Raw genomic sequence first — 23805 nt, 5'->3', positions numbered from 1 at the left:
CCCCACCCCCATCGAGTGCGCCCGTGTCCACGCCTTCCGCTCCTGCCGCCACCGCCCAGAACGGCCGCGAATTCGAGTTCGCCGACCGCGATTTCCGCCGGGTCTGCGACCTGATCTACCAACGCGTCGGCATCTCGCTGGCGCCGGCCAAGCGCGACATGGTCTATGGCCGTCTCTCGCGCCGCCTGCGCGCGCTCGGCCTGCGCAGCTTCACCGAGTACCTGGACCAGCTCGAAAAGGACGGCGGCGAGGAGTGGCAGGCGTTCACCAACGCGCTCACCACCAACCTCACCGCGTTCTTCCGCGAACCGCACCACTTCGAGAAGCTCGACACCGAACTGCGCGCGCGCGCCGGCCACGGCACGCTGCAGCTGTGGTCGTGCGCGGCCTCCACCGGCGAGGAGCCCTACTCCATGGCGATCACCGCCTGCGAAGCCTTCGGCACGCTCAAGCCGCCGGTGCGCATCCTGGCCACCGACGTGGACACCCAGGTGCTGGCCACCGCCAGCCGGGGCGTCTACGCCATCGACCGCGTGTCCGGGCTCGATCCGGCGCTGAAGAAGCGTTACTTCCAGCGCGGCAGCGGCCCCAACGAGGGCCACTGCCGGGTCAATCCGGCGCTGCGCGACCTGATCGACTTCCGCCCGCTCAACCTGCTGGCCCCGCGCTATGACGTCGGCGGCCCGTTCGACGCGCTGTTCTGCCGCAACGTGATGATCTATTTCGACAAGCCCACCCAGCGCGGCATCCTGTCGCGCCTGATCCAGCACATGGGGGACGATGGCCTGCTCTACACCGGCCACTCGGAGAACTACCTGCACGCCGCCGACCTGATCCAGCCGTGCGGTCGCACCCTGTACAAGCGCGCGCCCGGAGCACCGGCATGAATGTAGCGGTGCGCAACGACGATGTGATGCGGTACTTCGACAGCCGCTTCAAGGTGACCGCGGCCAAGCTGCTGCCCACCCAGTACCTGGTGGTGGATGACGACACCGCACTGACCACCACGCTGGGCTCGTGCGTGGCCGCCTGCCTGCGCGACCCGGTGCTGAAGATCGGCGGCATGAACCACTTCCTGCTGCCGGAGGGCAACGTCGGCGACGGCGCGCCCGCGCGCTACGGCAGCTACGCCATGGAACTGCTGATCAACGACCTGCTCAAGCGCGGCGCCCATCGCAAGCGCCTGGAAGCCAAGGTGTTCGGTGGGGCCAACGTGCTCAAGGGCTTCACCAGCAACCCGGTCGGCACCCGCAACGCCGAGTTCGTGCGCCAGTACCTGCAGGCCGAGCACATTCCGGTGCTGGCCGAAGACCTGTGCGGCATCCATCCGCGCAAGGTGTGGTTCTTCGCCACCACCGGCCGGGTAGTCGTCCAGCGCCTGCCGCATGCCCACGAGGCCGAAGTGGCCGCGACCGAATCGGCGGTGCGTGCGCGCCTGTCCAAGGCCCCGGTCACCGGCGGCGTGGAGTTGTTCGAATGACCCAGAACGGCCCCTGCCGCGTGCTGATCGTCGATGACTCCGCCGTCGTCCGGCAGATGCTCAGCGAAATCCTCGCCAGCGATCCCGGCATCGAGGTGGTCGGCACCGCCGCCGACCCGCTGCTCGCACGCGAGAAGATCAAACGCCTGGCCCCGGACGTGATCACCCTGGACGTGGAAATGCCGCGCATGGATGGCCTGGCGTTCCTGGAAAACCTGATGCGCCTGCACCCACTGCCGGTGGTGATGATCTCCTCGCTTACCGAGCGCGGCGCCGACACCACCCTGCAGGCTTTGGCGCTGGGCGCGGTGGACTTCGTCTCCAAGCCCAAATTCGACGTCGCCCGCGGCCTGCAGGGCTATGCCGAGGAAATCATCGGCAAGGTCAAGATGGCCGCGCGCTCGCGGGTACGCACCCTGGCCCGCCCGATCACCCCGCGCATCACCCTCGATACCGTGGCAGCCGCCGCGCCGGCACGCAGCATCCAGTTCCGCACCACCGACCGCCTGATCGCCATCGGTGCCTCGGCCGGCGGCACCGAAGCCCTGCGCGTGGTGCTCGAAGGCATGCCCGCCGACGCCCCGGCCGTGGTGATGACCCAGCACCTGCCCGCCGCCTTCAGCACCCCCTTCGCCGAGCGCCTGGACCGTCATTCGGCGATGTCCGTGCGCGAAGCCACCGACGGCGAAGCCGTGCTGGCCGGCCACGCCTACCTGCCGCCCGGCGGCAAGCATCTGCGCATCATCCGCGACGGTGCGCGCTGGCGCTGCCGCGTCGATGACGGCCCGGCCGTCAACCGCCACAAACCGGCGGTGGACGTGCTGTTCCGCTCGGTCGCCGAAAGTGCCGGCGGCAACGCCATTGGCGCCATCCTCACCGGCATGGGCGACGACGGCGCCCGCGGCCTGCTCGAACTGCGCAACGCCGGCGCCCCCACGCTGGTGCAGGACGAAGCCACCAGCGTGGTCTGGGGCATGCCGGGCGCCGCCTACAAGCTGGGCGCCGCCGAAGAAATGGTGCCCCTGGAGCGCATCGCCGACCGCCTGATGGCCCTGGCGCGCGCCTAGCCCGCGCCTGCCGGTTGTGCCACGCGATGCTTGGCACCCCCTCATCGCGCGCAATCCGCACCGCACGTCCCGGTACTGCCACGCCATGCGTGGCAACCCCCGCCGCATGCACGCATGCATGCACGCATGCACGCACGCACGCACGCACGCCACACCGTACACCCGGATTTTTCCAAGGAGCACCACCGTGAGAGCCTCACATCACACCCTCCGCCGCATGCTGCTGTGCAGCCTGCTGCTGGCCACGCCGGCCTTCGCCGCCGACCCGGTCAGCGCCACTGCGGATGCCGCCACGCCCACCCCGGCCCCTGGCGCGAATGCCACACCGGCCGCCGTCACCGACGCCAGCACCGATGCCACACTCGCCACCGCGCTGGCCGCCCCGGCCACCGCCGTCGACTGGCGCAGGCAGATCATCGTGCGCAGCCGGCCGGGCACAGGCACCCGCGACACTGAGAACGACAAAGGTACCCTGCGCCTGGTGGTCCGCAGCGACACCGCCAAGGTGACCGCGCTGAAGGTCGGCGAGTTCGCGCTGCGCGCGCTCGGCGGCTACGGCACCACCCGCACGTTCTCCAAGGACGACCTCAAGGGTGAGCTCATCCCCGATCTGCCCAGCCCCGCCCACGACGCCCTGCCGGGCCTGCTCGCCGAGCGGCTGGACCGCTATTTCAGCGCCCATCCCGGCGCCATTCCCGGCGAGAGCCACGTCCTGGAAGCGCGCACCACGCAATGGACGCTGGTGTATCAGGACCTGGCCCCCGGGGCCACCGCCTACGAGCTGCGTCACGAGCTGAACATCGGGTTCCCGATCGCCAGCGTGCTGCGCGGGCCCGCCGGTCGCAACGTGCAGTGCAACACCCCGCCGCAGGTGGCCACCCTGAAGGAATGGCAGGCCGACGACTATGCCAAGGTCCGGCAGGCCTCCCGCCAGGTCGCCGAAGCGTGCGCTGAAGTGTTCGCCGCGCAGTTGCCCAACCTGTTGCAGGACGTGGCCAACGAAGAGGCCGTCGCGCTCAAGCTGGCCGCCGCCAACAGCACGCCGAAGGAAGGCGACGCTGCCGCGGCCAAATCGCGCATCCGCATCTTCGGCGCCAATGGCCAGGGCATCACCATGCTCACCGATGCGCCGTGCCGCGAGCAGTACAGTGGCAAGATCGAGGTAGTGCGTTCGGCGGGCCGGGCCATCGGCAGCGTGTTCGGCGGTGCGCCGGACAATGTCTCGCTGGGCATGCCCGAGACCGAAACCGTGCGCAACATGAAGAGCTTCGCCTTCTCCAAGCCCAACTACCAGGAGTTCGAGGTGGCCGGCGGCCGTCCGCTGATCTTCGATGCCCGCATCGAGAACACCAACGACTACCGCTGCGCGGCCGACCTCTCGCTGCAGTTCATCCCCGAACCGGGCGCCGACTACGAGGTCTTCATGAAGATCGGTGGCGGCATGTGCCTGCTCTACAGCAGCAAGGTGGCAAAGGACGGTACGCTGCAGAACAACCCGGTCGTGCAGCCCCGCACCTCCTGCCAGGCCCCGGCCCAGCCCGCGCTGCGCGCACGCGTGGAGATGGCGGTGTTCCTGTTCGAGCCCGGCACGGTGCACTACCGCAGCCTGGGCCTGGGCAACGACGACGCCCTGAACACCCTGCCCGACAGCGCCGACAACGCCGCCCGCTTCGAGGAGGTGCTGCAGCAGACCGCTGCCCTGCCCGGCACGCGCGTCTGCGTGGTCGTGCCCGACCTGGACTACGCCAGCACGCTGCATGGCCCGCTGGAGGCGATGGTGCTGGACAAGGGCCCGGCCCTGCCCGGCCTGTGGGAAACCGCCGCCACGGTCAACCTCAAGCGCGGCGCCGCCGCCGGTAGCGCCATCGACCTTGCTGCTGCCACCCGGCATTGCCAGAGCCTGCCACGGGCTGCGTTCGATCCGCGCTGATCGCCAGACTGCCTTGAATGGCAACCGCGCCCCCGCCGGTCGGCAGGGGCGCGGCAATGTCACTGGCCCCAGTACAACCGCATGGGGTTGTCTACAAGCAGCCTGCGCTGCTCTTCGGCGCTCACCGCGATGCGCGGAATGACATCGACCAGCGCGCCGTCATCGGGCATGTGCGAGGTCAGGTTCGGGTGCGGCCAATCGGTGCCCCACAGCACGCGGTCCGGGAAGCGCTCCACCAGGTGGCGTGCGAACGGCACCACATCGTCATAGGTCGGCGGACCGCTCTGCGACAGACGTTCCGGGCAGCTGACCTTGCTCCACACATTCGGGTGCTCGTCCATCAGCCGCACGAACTGCTGGAAGGCCGGGCCCTCCACGGGCTGGCTCACATCCGGCCGCCCCATGTGGTCCACCACCACAGTGGTGGGCAACGAGGTGAAGAACGCCCAGCGCTCGGCCAGGTCGGCCGCCTCGAAATACACCACCACATGCCAGCCCAGGGGCGCGATCCGCTCGATGATTGCCCGGTAGTACGCGTCAGGCTTGGGGTCCACCAGGCGGCGCACGAAGTTGAAGCGCACCCCGCGCACACCGGCGGCGTGCAGCGCCTGCAGCTCGGCGTCGGTCACGCTGTCGCGCACGGTCGCCACGCCGCGTGCCCTGCCTTCGGAGGCCAGAAGCGCGTCGACCAGCGCGCGGTTGTCGGCGCCATGGCAGGTGGCCTGCACGATCACGTTGCGGCTGAAGCCCAGCCGGTCACGCAACGCAAACAGCTGGTCCTTGCCCGCATCGCATGGGGTGTATTTGCGCTCGGGCGCATACGGAAACTGTTCCCCCGGGCCGAACACATGGCAATGCGCGTCCACCGCGCCAGGCGGCGGCACGAACCTCGGCACGCTTGGGGCCGGGCAGAAATCCAGCCAGTCAGCGTCTTTCACGAATGCACTCATCACAGCCCCCTCGCCTTCAATTGCGCGTCCAGACGCGGATATACCCTGCGCGCGTTGCCTTCGAACACCTTGCGCCGGTCGGCGTCGGACAGCCCCAGCGCCTCCACATAACGCAGCGTGTCGTCGAAGTACTGCCCGGTCTCCGGGTCGATGCCGCGCACCGCCCCTACCATCTCCGACCCGAACAGGATGTTGTCGATATCGATCACCTTGAACAGCAGGTCGATGCCCGGCTGATGATAGACGCAGGTGTCGAAGAACACGTTCTTCATGACATGCTCGTTCAGCGATGGCTTGCCCAGCATGTCCGCCAGCCCACGGAAGCGGCCCCAGTGGTACGGCACCGCGCCGCCGCCATGCGGGATGATGAAGCGCAGGTCCGGGAAATCACGGAACAGGTCGCCCTGCAAGAACTGCATGAACGCGGTGGTATCGGCGTTGAGATAGTGCGCGCCGGTGGCGTGGAAGTTGGAATTGCAGCTGCCCGACACGTGCACCATCGCCGGTACGTCCAGCTCCACCATCTTCTCGAAGAACGGGTACCAGGCGCGATCGGTGAGCGGCAGGCCGGTCCAATGCCCGCCGGAAGGATCCGGGTTGAGGTTGCAGCCGACGAAGCCGAGCTCGTTGATGCAACGCTCCAGTTCGGCAATCGAATGGGCGATCGGCACACCCGGTGACTGTGGCAGCTGGCAGACACCGATGAAGGTGTCCGGGTACAAACCGACCACGCGCGCGATAAGGTCGTTGCAGCGGCGCGTCCACTCCGCGCTGACCTGTTCGTCGCCGATGTGATGGGCCATGGTGCTGGCACGCGGCGAGAAAATGGTCATGTCCGCGCCGCGCTCGCGCAGCAGTCGCAACTGGTTGCCCTCCACGCTCTCGCGCAGCTCGTCATCGCCGATGAGGGGGTAGACCGGCGCGGGCAGGGACGCATCGTTGAAATGCGCCACCTGCTGCTTGCGGAACGCGTCGTGGCTGGCGGGGGCGGTCGTGTAGTGACCGTGGCAGTCGATGATCATGGAATGGCCTCGTGGGGGAGGAATCACCAGCCGAACAGCTGGGCGAAATGCACGTCCACGCGCAGCCCGACGATGAGTGCATCGGGGATGTCGGTGGTGCGGGTGGGTGCGTAAATGGGGTCGGGGTTGATGACGTACTGCAGGTTGGGCATCAGCCGCACGCCCTTGTAGACCGCCCAGCCGTAACTGAGCTCGGCGATAATCTCGTCGGCGTGTGGTGCGCCGCTGCCGCCGTTGCGGGTGCGGCGATCACGCAGGTAGTCGATCTGCTCGTCACTGAAATGCGTGTTGGAGACGAACATCGCCATCGTGTCCTGGTCGCGGCCGGCGAAGGTACCGGTCTTGACGAAGCCGGCCGAGAAGAAGGTGTCGATCGGCGCTTCGTTGCCCGTGTTTACGTACGCGCGTGCAAACAACGCGAGATTGCGCTTGCCTGCACCCCGCCAGACGGTCTGGTCGGCCATCGCATACCCGCCCGCCCGTGCCCCCTCCTGCACCGCCGTCGGTCTGCCGGTCAGCGCCGCCGAGTTGCCGTTGGCGTCGTAGTAGGAGCTCCTGCCCCCATCGCTGTTGCGGTACATGCCCAGGCGGTAGGTCCGCGGCAGGCGGTCGTTGGCAAAGGTGGTCTGGTAGCCCACCTCGTAGGCGGTGATGGTGCCGGTGCCCTCGCCCACCGAGAAGTCCAGCCCGTTCTTGCCGGCCTGGTTCAACGCATTGTTGTAGTCGAACGCGCCGGCCTGTGCGTACCAGCGGTCGCCCACGTCGTAGCGCACGATGCCGGCCCAGGACGAATTCGGATACGCGGTGATGCCCAGGTCGGTGATCGCCCCATACGGGGTCAGGCACATCGCGTTGCTCATAAATACGCAGTTGAGCGCGGAGTTGTTGAAGTAGCTGTTCACCGGCGCGCGACCGGCGGTGATGCTCAGCCCGTTATCGAAGCGATGACGCAGGGTGAGCCGGGTCAGACGCCCACCGGCCACCGGCCGCCAGGTCTGCTGGGCACTGATCGAATTGCCGATCTTTTCGCGCGCCAGGTTGCGACCGGCAAACCACGCCCACTGCGCATCGACGTCGGTGTTGTGCACGCCCCACAGAGTATCGAGGTCGAACTTCGACTGGGCCATCACCCAGTAAGAGCCCTCGGTGCCCTGCTCCACACCGCCCACCGGATTGGAGGCCACGTTGCCGACCAGATCCAGGGTGAGATCGACCCCGTCGGACAGGCTGTTGGAGGGGGGTGCCCCAGCGAACGCGGGAGCGGCCAGACTGGCGGCAACAAGCACGCACAGCGTGCGGCGGGAAATCAACGACACAAGCGCCTCCTGTCCGGGGCCAGGGCACCGGAACGAAGTGGAATTCGGAAGGGCCGCAGCGGTGCTGCAGCCGCGGGATCAGACCGGTTGCACGCCCAGCACGCGGCGTCGCAGTCGGCGCGTGCCGATCTGTTCGGCCAGCACCGTCTCGTCCAGCTTGCCTTCCCACTTGGCGATCACCAGCACGGCGACCGCATTGCCGATCAGGTTCACGAAGGTCAGCCCTTCGGCGAGGATGCGGTGGATGCCCAGGATCAGCGCGATGCTCGCCACCGGAATGGTGCCGGTGGTGCCCAGCGTCGCGGCCAGGACCACGAACGCCGCACCGGCCACGCCAGCGGCACCCTTGGAGGTCAGCAGCAGCACCGCGATGAGGCCCAGTTGGTGCCACACGGTCAGCTCGGTATTGGTGGCCTGCGCCAGGAACAGCGCCACGGTGGTCAGGTACAGGCACGTGCCGTCGAGATTGAACGAGTAGCCGGCCGGGATCACGAACCCCACCACGCCCTCCTCGCAGCCGAGCTTCTTCATCTTCTCGATGAGGCGCGGCAGCACGGTCTCGGTGGAGGTGGTCGCCGCCACGATCACGATCTCATCGCGCAGGTAGCCCAGCAGCCGCCACAGGCTGGCGCCGGTCCACCAGCACACGCTGCCCAGCACCAGTACGGTGAACACGCCGCAGACCACGAAGAACTCGATGATCAGCTCGCCCAGCGACAACAGGGAGCCGGCACCGAACTGACCCACCGTAAAGGCAATCGCACCAAATGCGCCGATCGGGGCGAAGTACATGATGTAGCCGATGATCTTGAACAACGCCGACGACGTCGCCTCGATCACCTTCATCACCGGCTCGCCGCGCTCGCCCACCGCCGCAAGCGCCACGCCGAACAGCACTGCCACGAACAGGACCTGCAGCACATGCGCCTCGGTGAACGCGCTGACCAGCGTGTTGGGGATGATCGCCATGATGTAGGACACGATCGACTGGTCATGCGCGGTGTGCACATAGCCCTGGATGCTGGCCATGTCGATGGTCGCCGGGTCGATGTTCATGCCCGCGCCTGGCTGCCACAGGTCCACCGCCACCAGGCCGATGATCAGCGCCAGGATGGTGATCACCTCGAAATAGACCAGCGACTTCAGCGCCAGCCGCCCGACACTGCGCATGTCGCGCATGCCGGCGATGCCGTGCACCACCGTCACGAAGATGATCGGCCCGATCATCATCCGGATCAGCTTGATGAAGGCGTCACCAAAGGGTTTCATCGCAGAGCCGATATCCGGCTGCAGCCACCCCAGCACCACCCCGATCACGGTACCGGCCAGTACCTGGAACCACAGTTGGCCAAGAATGCCGAAGCGGCCCGGCCGCTTCTCTACAACGGTCATATCAACCCTCCCAGGTTGCAAGAATAGGGACGTCGCGCGTATTCAGTCGAACAGCACGCCATCGAACAGTTTTCTGGCGGTTCGCAGCACCGCTGCGCGGGTCACCTGCCCCGCCTCGTCCAGGTCCAGCACGCAGCCTGTACTCCCGCTGGGGTGTTCCACCGCCAACGTCTGTCTGGTGCCGGCGGGGAGCACGGCCACCGCATGCGCGGGCGAGCCCGGCAGCAGGCAGGCAGTGGCCACGCTCACCGCGCCCAGCACCCCGATCGAGGCATGGCAGCGATGCGGAATGAACGAGCGCACGCAGATCGCCCCGCCGTCGCGCGGCGCGGCTATCAGCATCATTTTCGGTACCGACTGCGCACTGACATCGCCCAGGTTCATCATCGGGCCGGCCTGCAGGCGGATCGCTTCCAGTCGTGCTTTCAGTGCCTCATCGGCGTCCAGCGTCTGGCGATCCTCGTACCCGCTGATGCCCAGGTCGGCTGCGCGAAGCACCACGCACGGCATCCCGTTGTCGATCAGGGTCGTCTCGATGCCGTCGATCAGGTCCACCGCACGCCCGGACGGCAGCAACGCACCACAGCTGGACCCGGCCGTATCCTCGAAGGTCAGCGGAATCGGTGCGGCCGTGCCCGGAACGCCGTCGATGCGCGCCCGGCCTTCATAGCGCACGCGCCCATCGGGCGTCTGCACCGTCGCACGCGCGATCTTGCCGGTGTTGGCCATGAAGATCCGCACATCAGTCTGCCCGGAGGACGCGGCGACAAGCCCACGCTCGATCGCGAACGGGCCGACACCGGCCAGCATGTTGCCGCAGTTCTGTGCATCGCTGACCAGCGCCTGGTCCACAAACACCTGCAGGAAGAGGTAGTCCACATCGGCATCGTCACTTGCGGACGGTGACACCACGGCCACCTTGGAGGTCAATGGATCAGCCCCGCCCATGCCGTCGATCTGGCGTGCATCCGGCGAGCCGTAGGCACGCAGCAGGTAGGCGTCGCGCGCAGCCACGTCGACGGGCAACTCCGAGGCGAGGAAGAACCCGCCCTTGGAGGTGCCACCGCGCATCCACATCGCGCGCACGCCCTTACTCATAGCGCAGGCCCTTGGCCGCCAGGCGTTCGCGCATGGCGTAGATGTCCAGGCCCAGTTCGCCGTTGGCCAGCCGCGCGCGCTTGTCCGCTTCGCGGGCCTCGCGCGCCTGCGCCTCGCCGGCCACGCGCGCCGCGTCGGTGCGCGGCACGATGCACACGCCATCGTCGTCTGCGATCACCACGTCGCCGGGGTTCACCAAAGCGCCGCCGCAGACCACCGGTACGTTCACCGACCCCAACGTTCCCTTGACCGTGCCTTGGGCGTGAATGGCCCGGCTCCACACCGGGAAGCCCATCGCGGTGAGGTCGCGCACATCGCGCACCCCGGCATCGATCACCAGCCCCCGGCAACCGCGCACCTGCGCGGACGTCGCCAGCAGGTCGCCGAAATAACCATCCGTGCAGTCGCTGGTCGGTGCCACCACCAGGATGTCGCCCTCGCGCAGCTGCTCGATGGCCACGTGCATCATCCAGTTGTCGCCTGGCGGCACCGACACCGTGATTGCGCTGCCGCCAATGCGCGCCCCGCTGTAGATCGGGCGCAACCGGGGATGCAGCAGGCCAGAGCGGCCCTGCGCTTCGTGTGCGGTGGCGACACCAGCCTGGGCCAGTACCGCGATAAGCGCCGGATCAGCGCGTTCGATCTGGGTGACTACGCGGGACATCCATCCATCCTTCGTTGGTGATGGCCCAGTCTTGTCTGGCTGCCCGCACCCCCTCAAGATCGTTTTTCGTTACAGCCATTGGGTTTGGTTATAGTTGATCCATGGATGCGACCCTGGACCTGAACCTCAAGCACCTGCATGCACTGGCGGCCGTGTACCACCACGGCGGCATCAGCGCCGCCGCGCCACAGGTCAACCTGTCCCAGCCCGCGTTGACCCAAGCCATCACCCGGCTGGAGAAGCAGCTGGACAGCGTGCTGTTCGACCGCCAGCCCGGAGGCATGGCCCCCACCGAAGCCGCGCGCCTGCTGGTACCGCGCATCGAACGGGCGCTGGCCTACATCGCCCACGGCGTGCGTGCCGCCCGACGCACCCAGCGCCTGCCTGCGTTACCGGCCATCGAGCGCCGCGTCACCCTTGGCCAGCTACGCGCACTGGCCGCCGTGGATAGTGCCGGCAGCTTCACCCTGGCCGCCGCTCGAAGCGGCGTCTCGCAGCCGGCCATGTATCGCGCGGTTCATGACTTGGCCGAGGTCATTGAAATTCCCCTTACGCTGCGCCGTGGCAAAACCGTGCAGGCCACCCCGGCGGCCACGCGCATGCTGAGACCGGTGCGGCTGGCGCTGTCAGAGTTGGCGGCCGGCGTGGACGACCTCGCCACGCTGCGATCGGAACTTGCCGGCCGGGTAACCCTCGGTGTCATGCCGCTGGCCCGCGCCATCCTGCTGCCGCAGGTGCTGGCCCGCTTCGCCCGCGCCCACCCCGGCGCCTCGGTCAACGTGATCGAAGGCCCCTACGCGGAACTGCTGGGTGACCTGCGCGAAGGCAGCCTGGACCTGCTGATTGGCGCGATGCGCGACAGCCTTCCGGCGCGCGACGTCGCCCAGGAAGGCCTGTTCGACGATGATCCGGTGATCGTGGCGCGCAGCGGCCACCCGCTGGCCAGCCACCCGCGCTTCGCGTTCACCCGCCTGCTCGCCTACCCCTGGGTGATCGCTGCCACCGGAGCCCCGGTCCGCGCCCGCTGGGAGCGCATGTTCCGCCAGCAGGGCCATGAACCGCCGCGCCTACGCATCGAATGCGGCTCGGTCCTGATCACCCGTGGCCTGCTGCTGGAAGACGACTGGCTCACCCTGATGTCGCGCGACCAGTTCGTGCTCGAACGCCGTGCCGGGCTGCTCCGCGAGATTGGCAGCGCCGGCGACCACCTGCGCCGCCGCATCGGACTTACCACCCGCGCCGACTGGCACCCCACCCGGCTACAGCAGGCGTTCGTGGAAACCTTCCGGCGGGTATGTGCCGAGCGCACTGATGACGGCACCGATGCTGCGTGGCCGTTCCGCTACCCGTGACCGACGCCGGGAATGTCGCTGCAGCACATTGATGGTCGAACTCGGCGATCCCTACGAGCGCTCATGGGCCGAAGCCGACCGCGATCGCCACCACGTCCTTCTCTCGTAGATAACAGCAGTTGCCGAATCCAGCCTGATAAAAGATGCACGTCTGGCTTGTGCGGGGACGAGCCTGTACCTGCAGCGTAAGTTCTTTTAATACGCCCCGGTGCAATTCCAATCAGGCGGACTGACGTCAGGCACGAGGGAGCACGTATTGGTACCCGGACCGTGATAATTGAAGGAGAGGCTGAATCTCTCCTCTGCGCTGGATGAGTAGTGGTACATCACACCAACCGAGTCGTAATCGAGATCAGCACCCTCATAACCGCCGCCAAGCTCTTGAAGGCTCCGTGGATATCGTCCAGCTGTTGAACGGAAAGCTTCCAGAGCACTGATGATTTCCGCGCCTTTTTCCATGCCATGCACCGCTTTACGGCCCTCGCCTGGCGGTTGGCAGGATGCCAGGAGGCAACAGATCCCCAAGAATGGCAGGCGGAGAGTGTGAATTCGTTTCATTGGCCACATCCACATTGCGTACGACTGGGCGCGCTGTAAAGCGCAGCCTCCGATAGATCCGAAGAGAGTTGATCCTTATCCTGATTGATATCTGCATCCTCCCAGTTCTGAGCTTGAGCTTCGCCACATCCCGCATTGGGTCGACGACCACGCGCGGCGTCCGGCAACTCTCCGCGGATGACCACCTGCTCGCAATACATAATAGGCATCTGTTCGCCCATCCAACGTTCAACCGGCCTCAAATCAGGCGCAACAAACCGAAAAAAGAACGACTCCCTCGGACCTCCCCTGTTCTTGGCCAACAGCAGTAGATCCCGCCCCTCTGAGCGCATCTCACCCAACTTCTCAAGCTTGTCTCTGGCAAGCATCCCCTGCTGGCGAATCTCTCGCGAAATCCAGGGTGTCCGCAATCATCACGTCGATGGTGGAAGCCCCAGTCGCCATGTAACCACGTCAACATCTGGCCCAGGACTTCTCACTAGACAGGCTCGCAGACGGGTGCAGGTCGGCGCAAACGCCGAGGAACACCCATGCCTAACAGCCTCATTCCCTGTGCTGGCACGTCAATTGCGTTTTTTACGCTCACAGGTCCTCGCAGGACGCGCCGCATTATGCCAGCAGCACGTCGTTAAGGCCGAGAAATCCTGAGCACCTGCGGCACCCGAGACCATCGACGGACCTGCTACCGCCGCGCCCAGCAGAGTGCCAACGCGAAGATCACGATATTTCATTATTCTCCCTTCCCTGGCTGCCACGCCGCGACTGACGCAAGACCTTGCCAGGCCAATCAAGATTCCCGTTCCCGCATTGAGCCAATCAATCGGTATGACAATCAATATGGCAGAAGCCATTTAGATCACATCAGGCAGGGAATCAGACTTTTCTGCCCCCTGCAGTCGATTCGTCTTCCAAATGCAGACACTCGCCGTTGCGCGTGCCCGTTCGGCGTGTTCAAGTAGGTCGGTCTGCGGAATGTAATGCAATCTCTGGCTGTCGTCCTTACCCAGCTCAGGGTATCGCAGCCGACGCGAATCACCCTGTCCCTCACAACGGAGCGTGAGCATGAAACACCCCTGGATGCGATTGTTGGCGATCGCGCTGCTGCTGGCAGCCCCGATCGCCCCCACCGTCGCCAGCGGCGATCTATTTCAGTTCAACGCCACCCAAGGGGATGTCAGCTTCACGCTGATGATGCACGGTCGTGAGGATATCGGTGCGATCCACGTGGTCTGGACGGGTGCGCCAGCGGCGGACCGCAATCTTCCTTACCGGCAGTACTACGTCGAGTTCGACCGCGCCAGACAGCGCCTCTATGTCCGCCCGCGCAAACGTGACGGCCTTCCGTGGTTCGAGCTGGACGTCGTCGGCAGCCAGGGGGATGTGCGCTTCCTGGGCCGGCGCATGCACGGCGAGGCAGACTGGGATATCCGGTAGGCGACACAAAAAACCCCCGGCCTGCGCCGGGGGTTTTTCGTTAACACATCAACCGATCAGCAGATCAGGCAGCAACCGTCTTGGCCACGTCCTGGTAATCCTCGATCTGGTCGAAGTTCATGTAGCGGTAGATGTCCTTGCTGCTGGCATCGAGCACGCCGATGTCGGCCATGTACTCTTCCTTGGTCGGGATGCGGCCCAGACGCGAGCAGATCGCGGCCAGTTCGGCCGAGCCCAGGTACACGTTGGAGTTGCGGCCCAGACGGTTCGGGAAGTTGCGGGTCGAGGTCGAGAACACCGTCGCGCCCTCGCGCACCTGTGCCTGGTTGCCCATGCACAGCGAGCAGCCCGGCATTTCCATGCGCGCACCGGCGGTGCCGAAGGTGCCGTAATGGCCTTCCTTGGTCAGCTCCGACGCGTCCATCTTGGTCGGCGGCGCCACCCACAGCTTGGTCGGGATGTCGCGCTTGCCTTCCAGCAGCTTGGCGGCCGCACGGAAGTGACCGATGTTGGTCATGCACGAACCGATGAACACTTCGTCGATCGCCGCACCGGCCACGTCCGACAGCGTCTTTACGTCGTCCGGATCGTTCGGGCAGGCCACGATCGGCTCGTGGATGTCGGCCAGGTCGATCTCGATGACGGCCGCGTACTCGGCATCGGCATCGCCTTCCAGCAGCTCCGGGTTGGCCAGCCAGGCTTCCATCTTCTCGATGCGGCGCGCCAGCGAACGGGCGTCCTGGTAGCCCTCGGCGATCATCCACTTCAGCAGCGTGATGTTGCTGGTGAGGTACTCGATGATCGGCTCCTTGTTCAGGTGCACCGAGCAACCGGCGGCCGAACGTTCGGCCGAGGCATCGGACAGTTCGAACGCCTGCTCGACCTTCAGGTCCGGCAGGCCTTCGATTTCCAGGATGCGACCGGAGAAGATGTTCTTCTTGCCGGCCTTGGCCACGGTCAGCAGGCCGGACTTGATCGCGTACAGCGGGATCGCGTTGACCAGGTCACGCAGGGTCACGCCCGGCTGCATCTTGCCCTTGAAGCGGACCAGCACCGATTCGGGCATGTCCAGCGGCATCACGCCGGTGGCCGCGGCGAAGGCGACCAGGCCCGAGCCGGCCGGGAACGAAATGCCCACCGGGAAACGGGTGTGCGAGTCGCCGCCGGTGCCGACGGTGTCGGGCAGCAGCATGCGGTTGAGCCAGCTGTGGATTACGCCATCGCCCGGGCGCAGCGAGATGCCGCCACGGGTGGAGATGAACTCCGGCAGCGTGTGGTGGGTCTTGACGTCCACCGGCTTCGGGTAGGCGGCGGTGTGGCAGAACGACTGCATCACCAGGTCGGCCGAGAAGCCCAGGCAGGCCAGATCCTTCAGCTCGTCACGGGTCATCGGGCCGGTGGTGTCCTGCGAGCCCACCGAGGTCATCTTCGGTTCGCAGTAGGTGCCCGGGCGCATGCCCTGGCCTTCCGGCAGGCCACAGGCGCGGCCAACCATCTTCTGCGCCAGCGAGAAGCCCTTGCCGGTGTCCGGCGGGTCCATCGGCAGGCGGAACAGATCGGTCGGGGCCAGGCCCAGCGCATCACGCGCCTTGGCGGTCAGACCGCGACCGATGATCAGCGGAATGCGGCCACCGGCGCGCACCTCGTCGAACAGCACGTCGGACTTGACCTTGAACTCGGCGATGACCGCGCCGTCCTTGAGGGCCTTGCCGTCGTATGGGCGCAGCTCGATCACATCGCCCATGTTCATCTGCGACACGTCGAGTTCGATCGGCAGCGCGCCGGCGTCTTCCATGGTGTTGTAGAAGATCGGGGCGATCTTCGAGCCCAGGCACACGCCGCCGAAGCGCTTGTTCGGGATGAACGGAATATCCTCGCCGGTGAACCACAGCACCGAGTTGGTGGCCGACTTGCGGCTGGAGCCGGTGCCGACCACGTCGCCCACGTAGGCCACCAGGTGGCCCTTGTCCTTCAGCGATTCGATGAACTTGACCGGGCCACGCTTGCCGTCTTCTTCCGGTTCGATGCCATCGCGCTTGTTCTTCAGCATCGCCAGCGCGTGCAGCGGGATGTCCGGGCGGGTGGTGGCATCCGGGGCCGGCGACAGGTCGTCGGTGTTGGTTTCGCCGGTCACCTTGAGCACGGTGATGGTCAGGCTCTCGGGCACCTGCGGGCGGCTGGTGAACCACTCCGCATCGGCCCAGCTCTGCAGCACGCCCTGGGCGTTGGCATTGCCGGCCTTGGCCTTTTCCTGCACGTCATGGAACGCATCGAACACCAGCAGGGTGTTCTTCAGCGCGTCGGCGGCGATCGCGCCGACGGCGCTGTCGTCCAGCAACTGGACCAGCGGGGCGACGTTGTAACCACCGAGCATGGTGCCCAGCAGTTCGGTGGCGCGCTCGCGGCTGATCAGCGTATTGGTTTCGCTGCCGAAGGCGATCGCGGCCAGGTAGGAGGCCTTGACCTTGGCGGCGTCATCGACGCCGGCCGGCACGCGGTGGGTCAGCAGTTCCAGCAGGAACTCGGCCTCGCCGGCGGGCGGGTTCTTCAGCAGTTCGATGACGTCGGCCGTCTGCTGGGCGCTCAGCGGCAGCGGCGGGATGCCAAGCGCGGCGCGCTCGGCTACGTGGTGGCGGTAGGCTTCCAACATGACAACTCCCGGGTGATTCTTTGAAAGAATGCGGTTTAAAAGTATGGGCTCAGGCGTGCGGCACGATCAGCTTCAGGCCCTTGAAGTAGTCGCGGTAAAATTTGTCGTTCCAGGTGATCAGGCCGTCGCATTGCAGCAGTGCGTGCGAGCCGATCATGAAATCGTCGAGGCTGCGGCGGCCTTCGCCACGCTGCCGGTGGCGGCGCTGCATCTCGCCGGCGCGCAGCGCCGACTTGGCTTCCAGCGCATTGAAATGGACGCCCATCTCTTCCAGTGCTTCGAGCACTTCGGCCCCGCCACGCAACGCGGCGCAGAGTTCGGCCAGGGTCGCGCCACATACCACCACGCGCCCGCCCACCAGGTTCTGGCGCAGGCACGCCTCCACGGCGTCGGCCTGCGGGCCATTGCTCAGCAGCTCGATCAGTACCGGCGAATCGACGGCGATCATCGCGGGCTCAGCCTTCGTCACGGACGGCCTTCACGGCGGCGTCGGACGACTCGAAGCCATCCAGCGCGAACTTGCCGCGGGCGCGCGAGATCGCGTCGTCCACGCTCTTGCGCAGGATGATCCGGCCGCCTTCCAGCTCGACGGTCAACTGGGTGCCCTTGGTCAGCCCCAGGGCATCACGCACCGCCTTGGGCAGGGTGATCTGGCCGCGCTCTGCAACGGTGGCTTCCATCGGTAGGCCCTCCAAAGTATGCACAAATTATACATACTTCCGGGGGCATACTTCCACCACCGCATTGTTCAGGGCCCTTCCCGCCCTTGCCAGGCAAAGGTTACGCAGCCCCGATGACATCCGCGATACATATCTCTATGTAGTCTGAGACCCGATGCCGCAGGCGGTAGGCCGACTGAATCGTTCATACTGGGGACGATCACCGGGCCTATAAGCCACCGGCGAACGCAAGCAGGCCCGCCCCGTGCGGACCACTGCAAGCCATCCGCAAGAGGAGTCACCCCGCATGAGCGATTCGTTCTCCACCCGCAGCCAGCTGGACGTCGGCGGCAAGACCTACGACTACTTCAGCCTGCCCAAGCTCGGACAGCAGTTCGACATCTCCCACCTGCCCTACTCGATGAAGATCCTGCTGGAGAACCTGCTCCGGCACGAGGACGGCGGTGCCACCGTCGGCCGCGATCACATCGAGGCGGTCGCCCGCTGGAACCCCAAGGCCGAGCCGGACATCGAGATCGCCTTCATGCCCGCCCGCGTGGTGCTGCAGGACTTCACCGGCGTGCCCTGCGTGGTCGACCTGGCCGCCATGCGCGATGCGGTGGTCAAGCTCGGCGGCCGACCGGAGCAGATCAACCCGCAGATTCCCTCCGAACTGGTGATCGACCACTCGGTGCAGGTGGATGTGTTCGGCACGCCCGACGCACTCGACCTCAACGGCAAGATCGAGTTCCAGCGCAACATGGAACGCTACGGCTTCCTGCGCTGGGGCCAGAAGGCGTTCGACAACTTCAAGGTGGTGCCGCCCAATACCGGCATCGTCCACCAGGTGAACCTGGAGAACCTGGCCCGCGTGGTGATGACGGCCGACAAGGACGGCAAGGCGGTCGCCTACCCGGACACCGTGTTCGGCACCGACAGCCACACCACCATGATCAACGGGATCGGCGTGCTCGGCTGGGGCGTGGGCGGCATCGAAGCGGAGGCGGCCATGCTTGGCCAGCCGTCTTCGATGCTGATCCCGCAGGTGGTCGGCTTCAAGCTGGTCGGCAGACTGCCCGAAGGCGCCACCGCCACCGACCTGGTGCTCACCGTCACCCAGATGCTGCGTTCGCACGGCGTGGTCGGCAAGTTCGTGGAGTTCTTCGGCGAAGGCCTGCAGCACCTGCCGCTGGCCGACCGCGCGACGATCGGCAACATGGCCCCCGAATACGGCGCCACCTGCGGTATTTTCCCGATCGACAACGAATCGCTGAACTACCTGCGCCTGTCCGGCCGCAGCGAAGAACAGATCGCGCTGGTCGAGGCCTACGCCAAGGCACAAGGCCTGTGGCACGACGCACAGACCGCGCACGCCAGCTACAGCGCCACGCTGGAACTGGACATGGGCACGGTCAAGCCCTCGCTCGCCGGGCCCAAGCGCCCGCAGGACCGCGTGCTGCTGGAAGACGTCAAGCAGAACTACCGCGACAGCCTGGTCGGCCTCACCACCAACCGCGACAAGCGCACCGAGGATGTGTCCAACTTCGTCAACGAAGGCGGTGGCGCGGCGGTCGGCAACGAGCAGCTGGCCAAGGGCTACAGCGATGTCGAACTGGACGGCCAGAAAGTCCGCCTGAAGGACGGCGCAGTGGTCATCGCCGCCATCACCTCGTGCACCAACACCTCCAACCCGGCGGTGATGATCGGTGCCGGCCTGCTCGCCCGCAACGCGGCCGCCCGGGGCCTGGACCGCAAGCCGTGGGTGAAGACCTCGCTCGGCCCGGGTTCGCGGGTGGTCACCGATTACCTTGAAAAGGCCGGTGTGCTCACCGAGCTGGAGAAGATCGGCTTCTACGTGGTCGGCTACGGCTGCACCACCTGCATCGGCAACTCCGGCCCGCTGCCGGCCGAAGTCAGTGCCGGCATCGCCGCCGGCGACCTGGTGGTGACCTCGGTGTTGTCGGGCAACCGCAACTTCGAAGGCCGCGTGCACCCGGAAGTCAAAATGAACTACCTGGCCAGCCCGCCGCTGGTGGTGGCCTATGCGATCGCCGGCACCACCGACATCGACCTGACCACCGAGCCGCTCGGCACCGGCAGCGATGGCCAGCCGGTCTACCTGCGCGACATCTGGCCGAGCAACAAGGAAATCGGCGATGTCATCGCCGCCACCATCGGCCCGGAGATGTTCAAGCAGAACTACGCCGACGTGTTCAAGGGCGACACCCGCTGGAACACCATCAAGTCGCCCGATGGCGACCTGTACGAGTGGGACGGTGGCTCGACCTACATCAAGAACCCGCCGTACTTCGAGGGCATGACCATGCAGGTCGGGCACATCGAAGACGTGCACGGCGCGCGGGTGATGGGCCTGTTCGGCGACTCGATCACCACCGACCACATCTCCCCGGCCGGCAACATCAAGAAGGATTCGCCCGCCGGCCGCTTCCTGCAGGAACGCGGCGTGCAGCCGGCCGACTTCAACAGCTACGGCAGCCGCCGCGGCAACGATGACGTCATGGTCCGCGGCACCTTCGCCAACATCCGCATCAAGAACCTGATGTTTGGCGGCGAAGAAGGCGGCAACACGCTGTACTTCCCCAAGGACGGCGGTGAACCGCAGAAGCTGGCCATTTACGACGCGGCCATGAAGTACAAGGCCGAAGGCGTGCCGCTGGTGGTGTTTGCCGGCAAGGAATACGGCACCGGTTCCTCGCGCGACTGGGCGGCCAAGGGCACCAACCTGCTGGGCGTCAAGGCGGTGATGGCCGAGAGCTTCGAGCGCATCCACCGCTCCAACCTGGTCGGCATGGGCGTGCTGCCGCTGCAGTTCAAGGCCGGCGAGAACGCGCAGAGCCTGGGCCTGGACGGGTCGGAGACCATCGACATCAGCGGCCTGCGCGATGGCGCCAGCAAGACCGCCACGGTCACCGCGACCAAGGCCGATGGAACGACGAAGCGCTTCGAGGCGCACGTCATGCTGCTCACCCCCAAGGAAGTGGAGTACTTCAAGCACGGCGGCCTGCTGCAGTACGTGCTGCGCCAGCTCGCGGCGAAGGGCTGACAGCAGCCACCATGCCCCGCCTGCACCGCAGGCGGCGCATGGAAGCGGGCGCAGCGTTCCGACGCTCCGCCCGCTTCCGTCTTGCGCCCGGTAGTGCCGAGCCATGCTCGGCACCGGCAATCCAGACCCACGCGCGGCACCGTCCACCCATCCGCCCCACGCACGCCACCCGCACCGACAGCAATGCCCGCACCGGGCATCTGCCGAGCATGGCTCGACACGACCGCCGCAGGCAGGCCGACGCCGTCCGATGCGCCCGCAGCGCCCCCACGAGCGCCCCACCCTTCACGCCCCCTTCGCCTTTTCCATTCGGCCCGGTATGCTGCCCGGACGTGAACTGGCGGATACTCAGGGCCAGAACACACTTTCATCAACGATTCCTGGAGGGGGAATATGAGTCTGGAACGTCCCTGGCTGCAGAGCTATCCCAACGGCGTGCCTGCCGAGATCGACGTCAACGAGTTCCATTCGGTCTCGGCCGTATTCGACACCTCGGTGGCCAAGTACCGCGACCGTCCCGCCTACTCCAGCTTCGGCAAGACCATCACCTACGGCGAAACCGACGCCCTGGTCGAGCAGTTCGCCGCCTACCTGCTGGGCGAACTGCAGCTCAAGAAGGGCGATCGCGTCGCCCTGATGATGCCCAACTGCCTGCAGTACCCGGTAGCCACCTTCGGCGTGCTGCGTGCCGGCCTCACCGTGGTCAACGTCAACCCGCTGTACACCGCGCGCGAACTCAGGCACCAGCTGGTCGATTCCGGCGCTGCGGTGCTCGTGGTGGTCGACAACTTCGGCGACACCGTGCAGCAGGTGCTGGCCGACACTCCGATCAAGCAGGTGATCACCACCGGCCTGGGCGACATGCTCGGTGCCAAGGGCGTACTGGTGAACTTCGTACTGAAGTACATCAAGAAGATGGTGCCCAACTACAGCATCCGCGGCGCGGTGCGCTTCAACCAGGCGCTGAAGCTGGGCAGCCGGCACACCCTGCCCAAGGTCGAGATCGACCACGAAGATGTCGCCTTCCTGCAGTACACCGGCGGCACCACCGGCGTGGCCAAGGGCGCGATGCTGACCAACCGCAACCTGATCGCCAACATGCAGCAGGCCTCGGCGTGGCTGTCCACCTCGGGCATCGAGCCGGGCAAGGAAGTGATCATCACCGCCCTGCCGCTGTACCACATCTTCGCATTGACGGCGAACGGCCTGGTCTTCATGAAGTTCGGTGGCTGCAACCACCTGATCACCAACCCGCGCGACATGAAGGGCTTCGTCAAGGAACTCAAGGCGACCCGCTTCACCGCCATCACCGGCGTCAACACGCTGTTCAATGGCCTGCTCAACACCCCCGGCTTCGAGGAGATCGACTTTTCCACGGTGAAGTTCACCCTGGGGGGCGGCATGGCAGTGCAGCGCGCCGTGGCCGAGCGCTGGAAGAAGGCCACCGGCGTGACCCTGGTGGAAGCCTACGGCCTGACCGAAACCTCGCCGGCCGCCTGCATCAACCCGCTCAACCTGGCCGAGTACAACGGCGCCATCGGCCTGCCGATTCCGTCCACCGATGCCTGCGTCAAGGACGATGACGGCAAGACCCTCACCCCCGGTGAAGTGGGCGAACTGTGCATCAAGGGCCCGCAGGTGATGAAGGGCTACTGGCAGCGCCCGGAAGAAACCGCCAAGGCCATCGATGCCGACGGCTGGTTGCACACCGGCGACATGGCGCGGATGGACGAGCACGGCTTCTTCTACATCGTCGACCGCAAGAAGGACATGATCCTGGTGTCCGGCTTCAACGTGTACCCCAACGAGGTCGAAGACGTCATCGCGATGATGCCCGGCGTGCTCGAAGTGGCCGCGGTAGGCGTGCCGGACGAGCGCTCGGGCGAAGTGGTCAAGGTGGTCATCGTCAAGAAGGACCCGAACCTGACCGCCGAGATGGTCAAGGAACACGCCCGGGCCAACCTGACCGGCTACAAGCACCCCAAAATCGTGGAATTCCGAAAGGAGCTGCCGAAGACCAACGTCGGCAAGATCCTGCGCCGCGAGTTGCGCGACAGCCCCGCCCCGTAAGGCTTTGCGGGTATCCGGGACGTAATGGGCCCCTGCCGGCGACGGCGGGGGCCTTTGCGTTGGGGCGCCCGGGGCCGGGCCCGGCCGGGCGGCGCTTGCGGGCGGTTCACATCGCGCGCATAGAATCATTCGCCGCCGCAGGTTCCAGCTCGCCCCCTTCATTCTCCGTCCGCATCGCGGTCGGCCGGACGGTCTTACGGAGAACTCCCATGTCTGCAGTCCATCCCTTTGCCCCGCGCCCGCAGCTGCACCCGACCCTGCGCATCACCGAAGAAACCCAGCGCGATGTGTACTGGATCCACATGCATGCCAACCTGGTCGACGAGCCCGGCCGCCCCTGCTTCGCCTCGCGGCTGGTGGACGACATCGTGGGCTACCAGCGCGAGCTGGGCGAACGCCTGAGCATTTCCCATGCACTGTCCCCGCACGTCGTGCTGGCCTCGGACAGCGACGTGTTCAACCTTGGCGGCGACCTGGAACTGTTCTGCCGCCTGATCCGCGAGGGTGACCGCGCGCGCCTGCTCGACTACGCCCAGCGCTGCGTGCGCGGGGTGCATGCCTTCCACGCCGGGCTGGGTGTGCGCGCGCACAGCATCGCGCTGGTCCAGGGCAATGCACTGGGCGGCGGCTTCGAAGCCGCGCTGAGCTGCCACACCATCGTGGCCGAGGAAGGCGTGCTGATGGGCCTGCCGGAGGTGCTGTTCGACCTGTTCCCGGGCATGGGCGCCTACTCCTTCATGTGCCAGCGGATCAGCCCGCGCCTGGCCGAGAAGATCATGCTGGAGGGCAACCTCTACACCGCACGCCAACTGCACGAGATGGGCCTGGTCGACGTGGTGGTGCCGGTCGGCGAAGGCGTGGCCGCGGTCGAACAGGTGATCAAGGACAGCCGCCGCATCCCGCATGCGTGGGCGGCGATGCGCGAGGTGTCGGAGGTGTCCAGCATGGTGCCGCTGCACGAAATGATGCGGATCACCGAGATCTGGGTGGATACGGCCATGCAGCTGGGTGAGAAGTCGCTGCGCACCATGGACCGGCTGGTGCGCGCGCAGGGGCGTCGCACCGGCGACGCTCGCTGACGTCCGGCCATGCTCAGGAG

18 protein-coding genes are annotated in these 23805 nt (G+C 66.3%); 9 read left to right on the top strand and 9 right to left on the bottom strand.

Annotation, left to right across the window (positions count from 1 at the left end):
- Positions 1-23 precede the first annotated feature (23 nt).
- The 4 genes from M2421_RS00275 (at position 24) to M2421_RS00260 (ending at position 4477) form a co-directional block, all read left to right on the top strand.
- The gene (locus tag M2421_RS00275; protein ID WP_259202499.1) at positions 24-887 is read left to right on the top strand and encodes a CheR family methyltransferase; all 864 of its coding nucleotides are present in this window, start codon (positions 24-26) and stop codon (positions 885-887) included.
- Entirely contained in the window at positions 884-1480 is a 597-nt protein-coding gene (gene cheD / locus M2421_RS00270) for a chemoreceptor glutamine deamidase CheD (protein ID WP_259202497.1), read from the top strand. Before M2421_RS00275 ends, cheD begins: the two co-directional genes overlap by 4 nt.
- A complete protein-coding gene (locus M2421_RS00265) occupies positions 1477-2547 on the top strand; it encodes a chemotaxis response regulator protein-glutamate methylesterase (protein ID WP_259202496.1) in 1071 nt (356 codons plus the stop codon). Before cheD ends, M2421_RS00265 begins: the two co-directional genes overlap by 4 nt.
- A gap of 187 nt (positions 2548-2734) precedes the next feature.
- Positions 2735-4477 carry a hypothetical protein gene (locus M2421_RS00260; RefSeq protein ID WP_259202493.1) on the top strand — a complete coding sequence of 581 codons (1743 nt, stop codon included), beginning with the start codon at positions 2735-2737 and terminating at the stop codon, positions 4475-4477.
- Between the two features lie 59 nt (positions 4478-4536).
- Here the strand turns inward: M2421_RS00260 and M2421_RS00255 are convergent, their stop codons facing one another.
- The 6 genes from M2421_RS00255 to M2421_RS00230 form a co-directional block, all read right to left on the bottom strand.
- Entirely contained in the window at positions 4537-5415 is an 879-nt protein-coding gene (locus M2421_RS00255) for an amidohydrolase family protein (protein WP_259202492.1), read from the bottom strand.
- 11 nt (positions 5416-5426) lie between these two features.
- Entirely contained in the window at positions 5427-6449 is a 1023-nt protein-coding gene (locus tag M2421_RS00250) for an amidohydrolase family protein (RefSeq protein ID WP_259202491.1), read from the bottom strand.
- Between the two features lie 23 nt (positions 6450-6472).
- Positions 6473-7765 carry a carbohydrate porin gene (locus M2421_RS00245; protein WP_259202490.1) on the bottom strand — a complete coding sequence of 431 codons (1293 nt, stop codon included), beginning with the start codon at positions 7763-7765 and terminating at the stop codon, positions 6473-6475.
- Between the two features lie 78 nt (positions 7766-7843).
- Positions 7844-9157, bottom strand: coding sequence for a C4-dicarboxylate transporter DctA (gene dctA / locus M2421_RS00240; RefSeq protein WP_259202489.1), 1314 nt, complete (start codon positions 9155-9157; stop codon positions 7844-7846).
- 42 nt (positions 9158-9199) lie between these two features.
- Entirely contained in the window at positions 9200-10255 is a 1056-nt protein-coding gene (locus M2421_RS00235) for a 4-oxalomesaconate tautomerase (protein ID WP_259202488.1), read from the bottom strand.
- On the bottom strand, positions 10248-10919 hold the full coding sequence (locus M2421_RS00230; protein ID WP_259202486.1) for a 4-carboxy-4-hydroxy-2-oxoadipate aldolase/oxaloacetate decarboxylase: 672 nt from the start codon (positions 10917-10919) through the stop codon (positions 10248-10250). The genes M2421_RS00235 and M2421_RS00230 overlap by 8 nt, the downstream gene beginning before the upstream one ends.
- A 101-nt stretch (positions 10920-11020) precedes the next feature.
- Here M2421_RS00230 and M2421_RS00225 point away from each other — a divergent pair, with 101 nt between their 5' ends.
- Positions 11021-12271: a LysR substrate-binding domain-containing protein gene (locus tag M2421_RS00225; RefSeq protein ID WP_310439032.1), complete on the top strand. Its 1251-nt coding sequence runs from the start codon at positions 11021-11023 to the stop codon at positions 12269-12271.
- Between the two features lie 1620 nt (positions 12272-13891).
- Positions 13892-14263, top strand: coding sequence for a hypothetical protein (locus M2421_RS00220; RefSeq protein WP_259202485.1), 372 nt, complete (start codon positions 13892-13894; stop codon positions 14261-14263).
- Positions 14264-14327: 64 nt separating this feature from the next.
- Here M2421_RS00220 and acnB read toward each other — a convergent pair whose 3' ends face one another.
- Genes acnB through M2421_RS00205 form a run of 3 tightly spaced genes read right to left on the bottom strand, consistent with a single transcriptional unit; the run spans position 14328 to position 17593 of the window.
- Complete coding sequence (gene acnB / locus M2421_RS00215) at positions 14328-16913, bottom strand: bifunctional aconitate hydratase 2/2-methylisocitrate dehydratase (protein ID WP_259202484.1); 2586 nt, start codon at positions 16911-16913, stop codon at positions 14328-14330.
- A 49-nt stretch (positions 16914-16962) separates the two neighbouring features.
- Entirely contained in the window at positions 16963-17361 is a 399-nt protein-coding gene (locus tag M2421_RS00210; RefSeq protein WP_259202483.1) for a type II toxin-antitoxin system VapC family toxin, read from the bottom strand.
- A gap of 7 nt (positions 17362-17368) precedes the next feature.
- Positions 17369-17593 carry an AbrB/MazE/SpoVT family DNA-binding domain-containing protein gene (locus tag M2421_RS00205; RefSeq protein WP_259202482.1) on the bottom strand — a complete coding sequence of 75 codons (225 nt, stop codon included), beginning with the start codon at positions 17591-17593 and terminating at the stop codon, positions 17369-17371.
- A gap of 286 nt (positions 17594-17879) precedes the next feature.
- Between M2421_RS00205 and acnA the strand changes: the two genes are divergently transcribed.
- The 3 genes from acnA (at position 17880) to M2421_RS00190 (ending at position 23785) form a co-directional block, all read left to right on the top strand.
- Positions 17880-20636 (top strand): aconitate hydratase AcnA, encoded by a 2757-nt coding sequence (gene acnA, locus M2421_RS00200; protein WP_259202480.1) that lies wholly within the window; start codon positions 17880-17882, stop codon positions 20634-20636.
- A 393-nt stretch (positions 20637-21029) separates the two neighbouring features.
- Positions 21030-22706, top strand: a complete 1677-nt coding sequence (locus tag M2421_RS00195) for a long-chain fatty acid--CoA ligase (protein ID WP_259202479.1) — start codon at positions 21030-21032, stop codon at positions 22704-22706.
- A 209-nt stretch (positions 22707-22915) separates the two neighbouring features.
- Positions 22916-23785 carry a crotonase/enoyl-CoA hydratase family protein gene (locus tag M2421_RS00190; protein ID WP_259202478.1) on the top strand — a complete coding sequence of 290 codons (870 nt, stop codon included), beginning with the start codon at positions 22916-22918 and terminating at the stop codon, positions 23783-23785.
- Positions 23786-23805: the final 20 nt, after the last annotated feature.

The sequence above is a fragment of the Stenotrophomonas sp. BIGb0135 genome, from assembly GCF_024810105.1.
Classification (GTDB): domain Bacteria; phylum Pseudomonadota; class Gammaproteobacteria; order Xanthomonadales; family Xanthomonadaceae; genus Stenotrophomonas; species Stenotrophomonas maltophilia_AB.
Note: the sequence above shows the minus strand (reverse complement) of the source record. Positions and strands in the feature narration are given on the sequence as shown.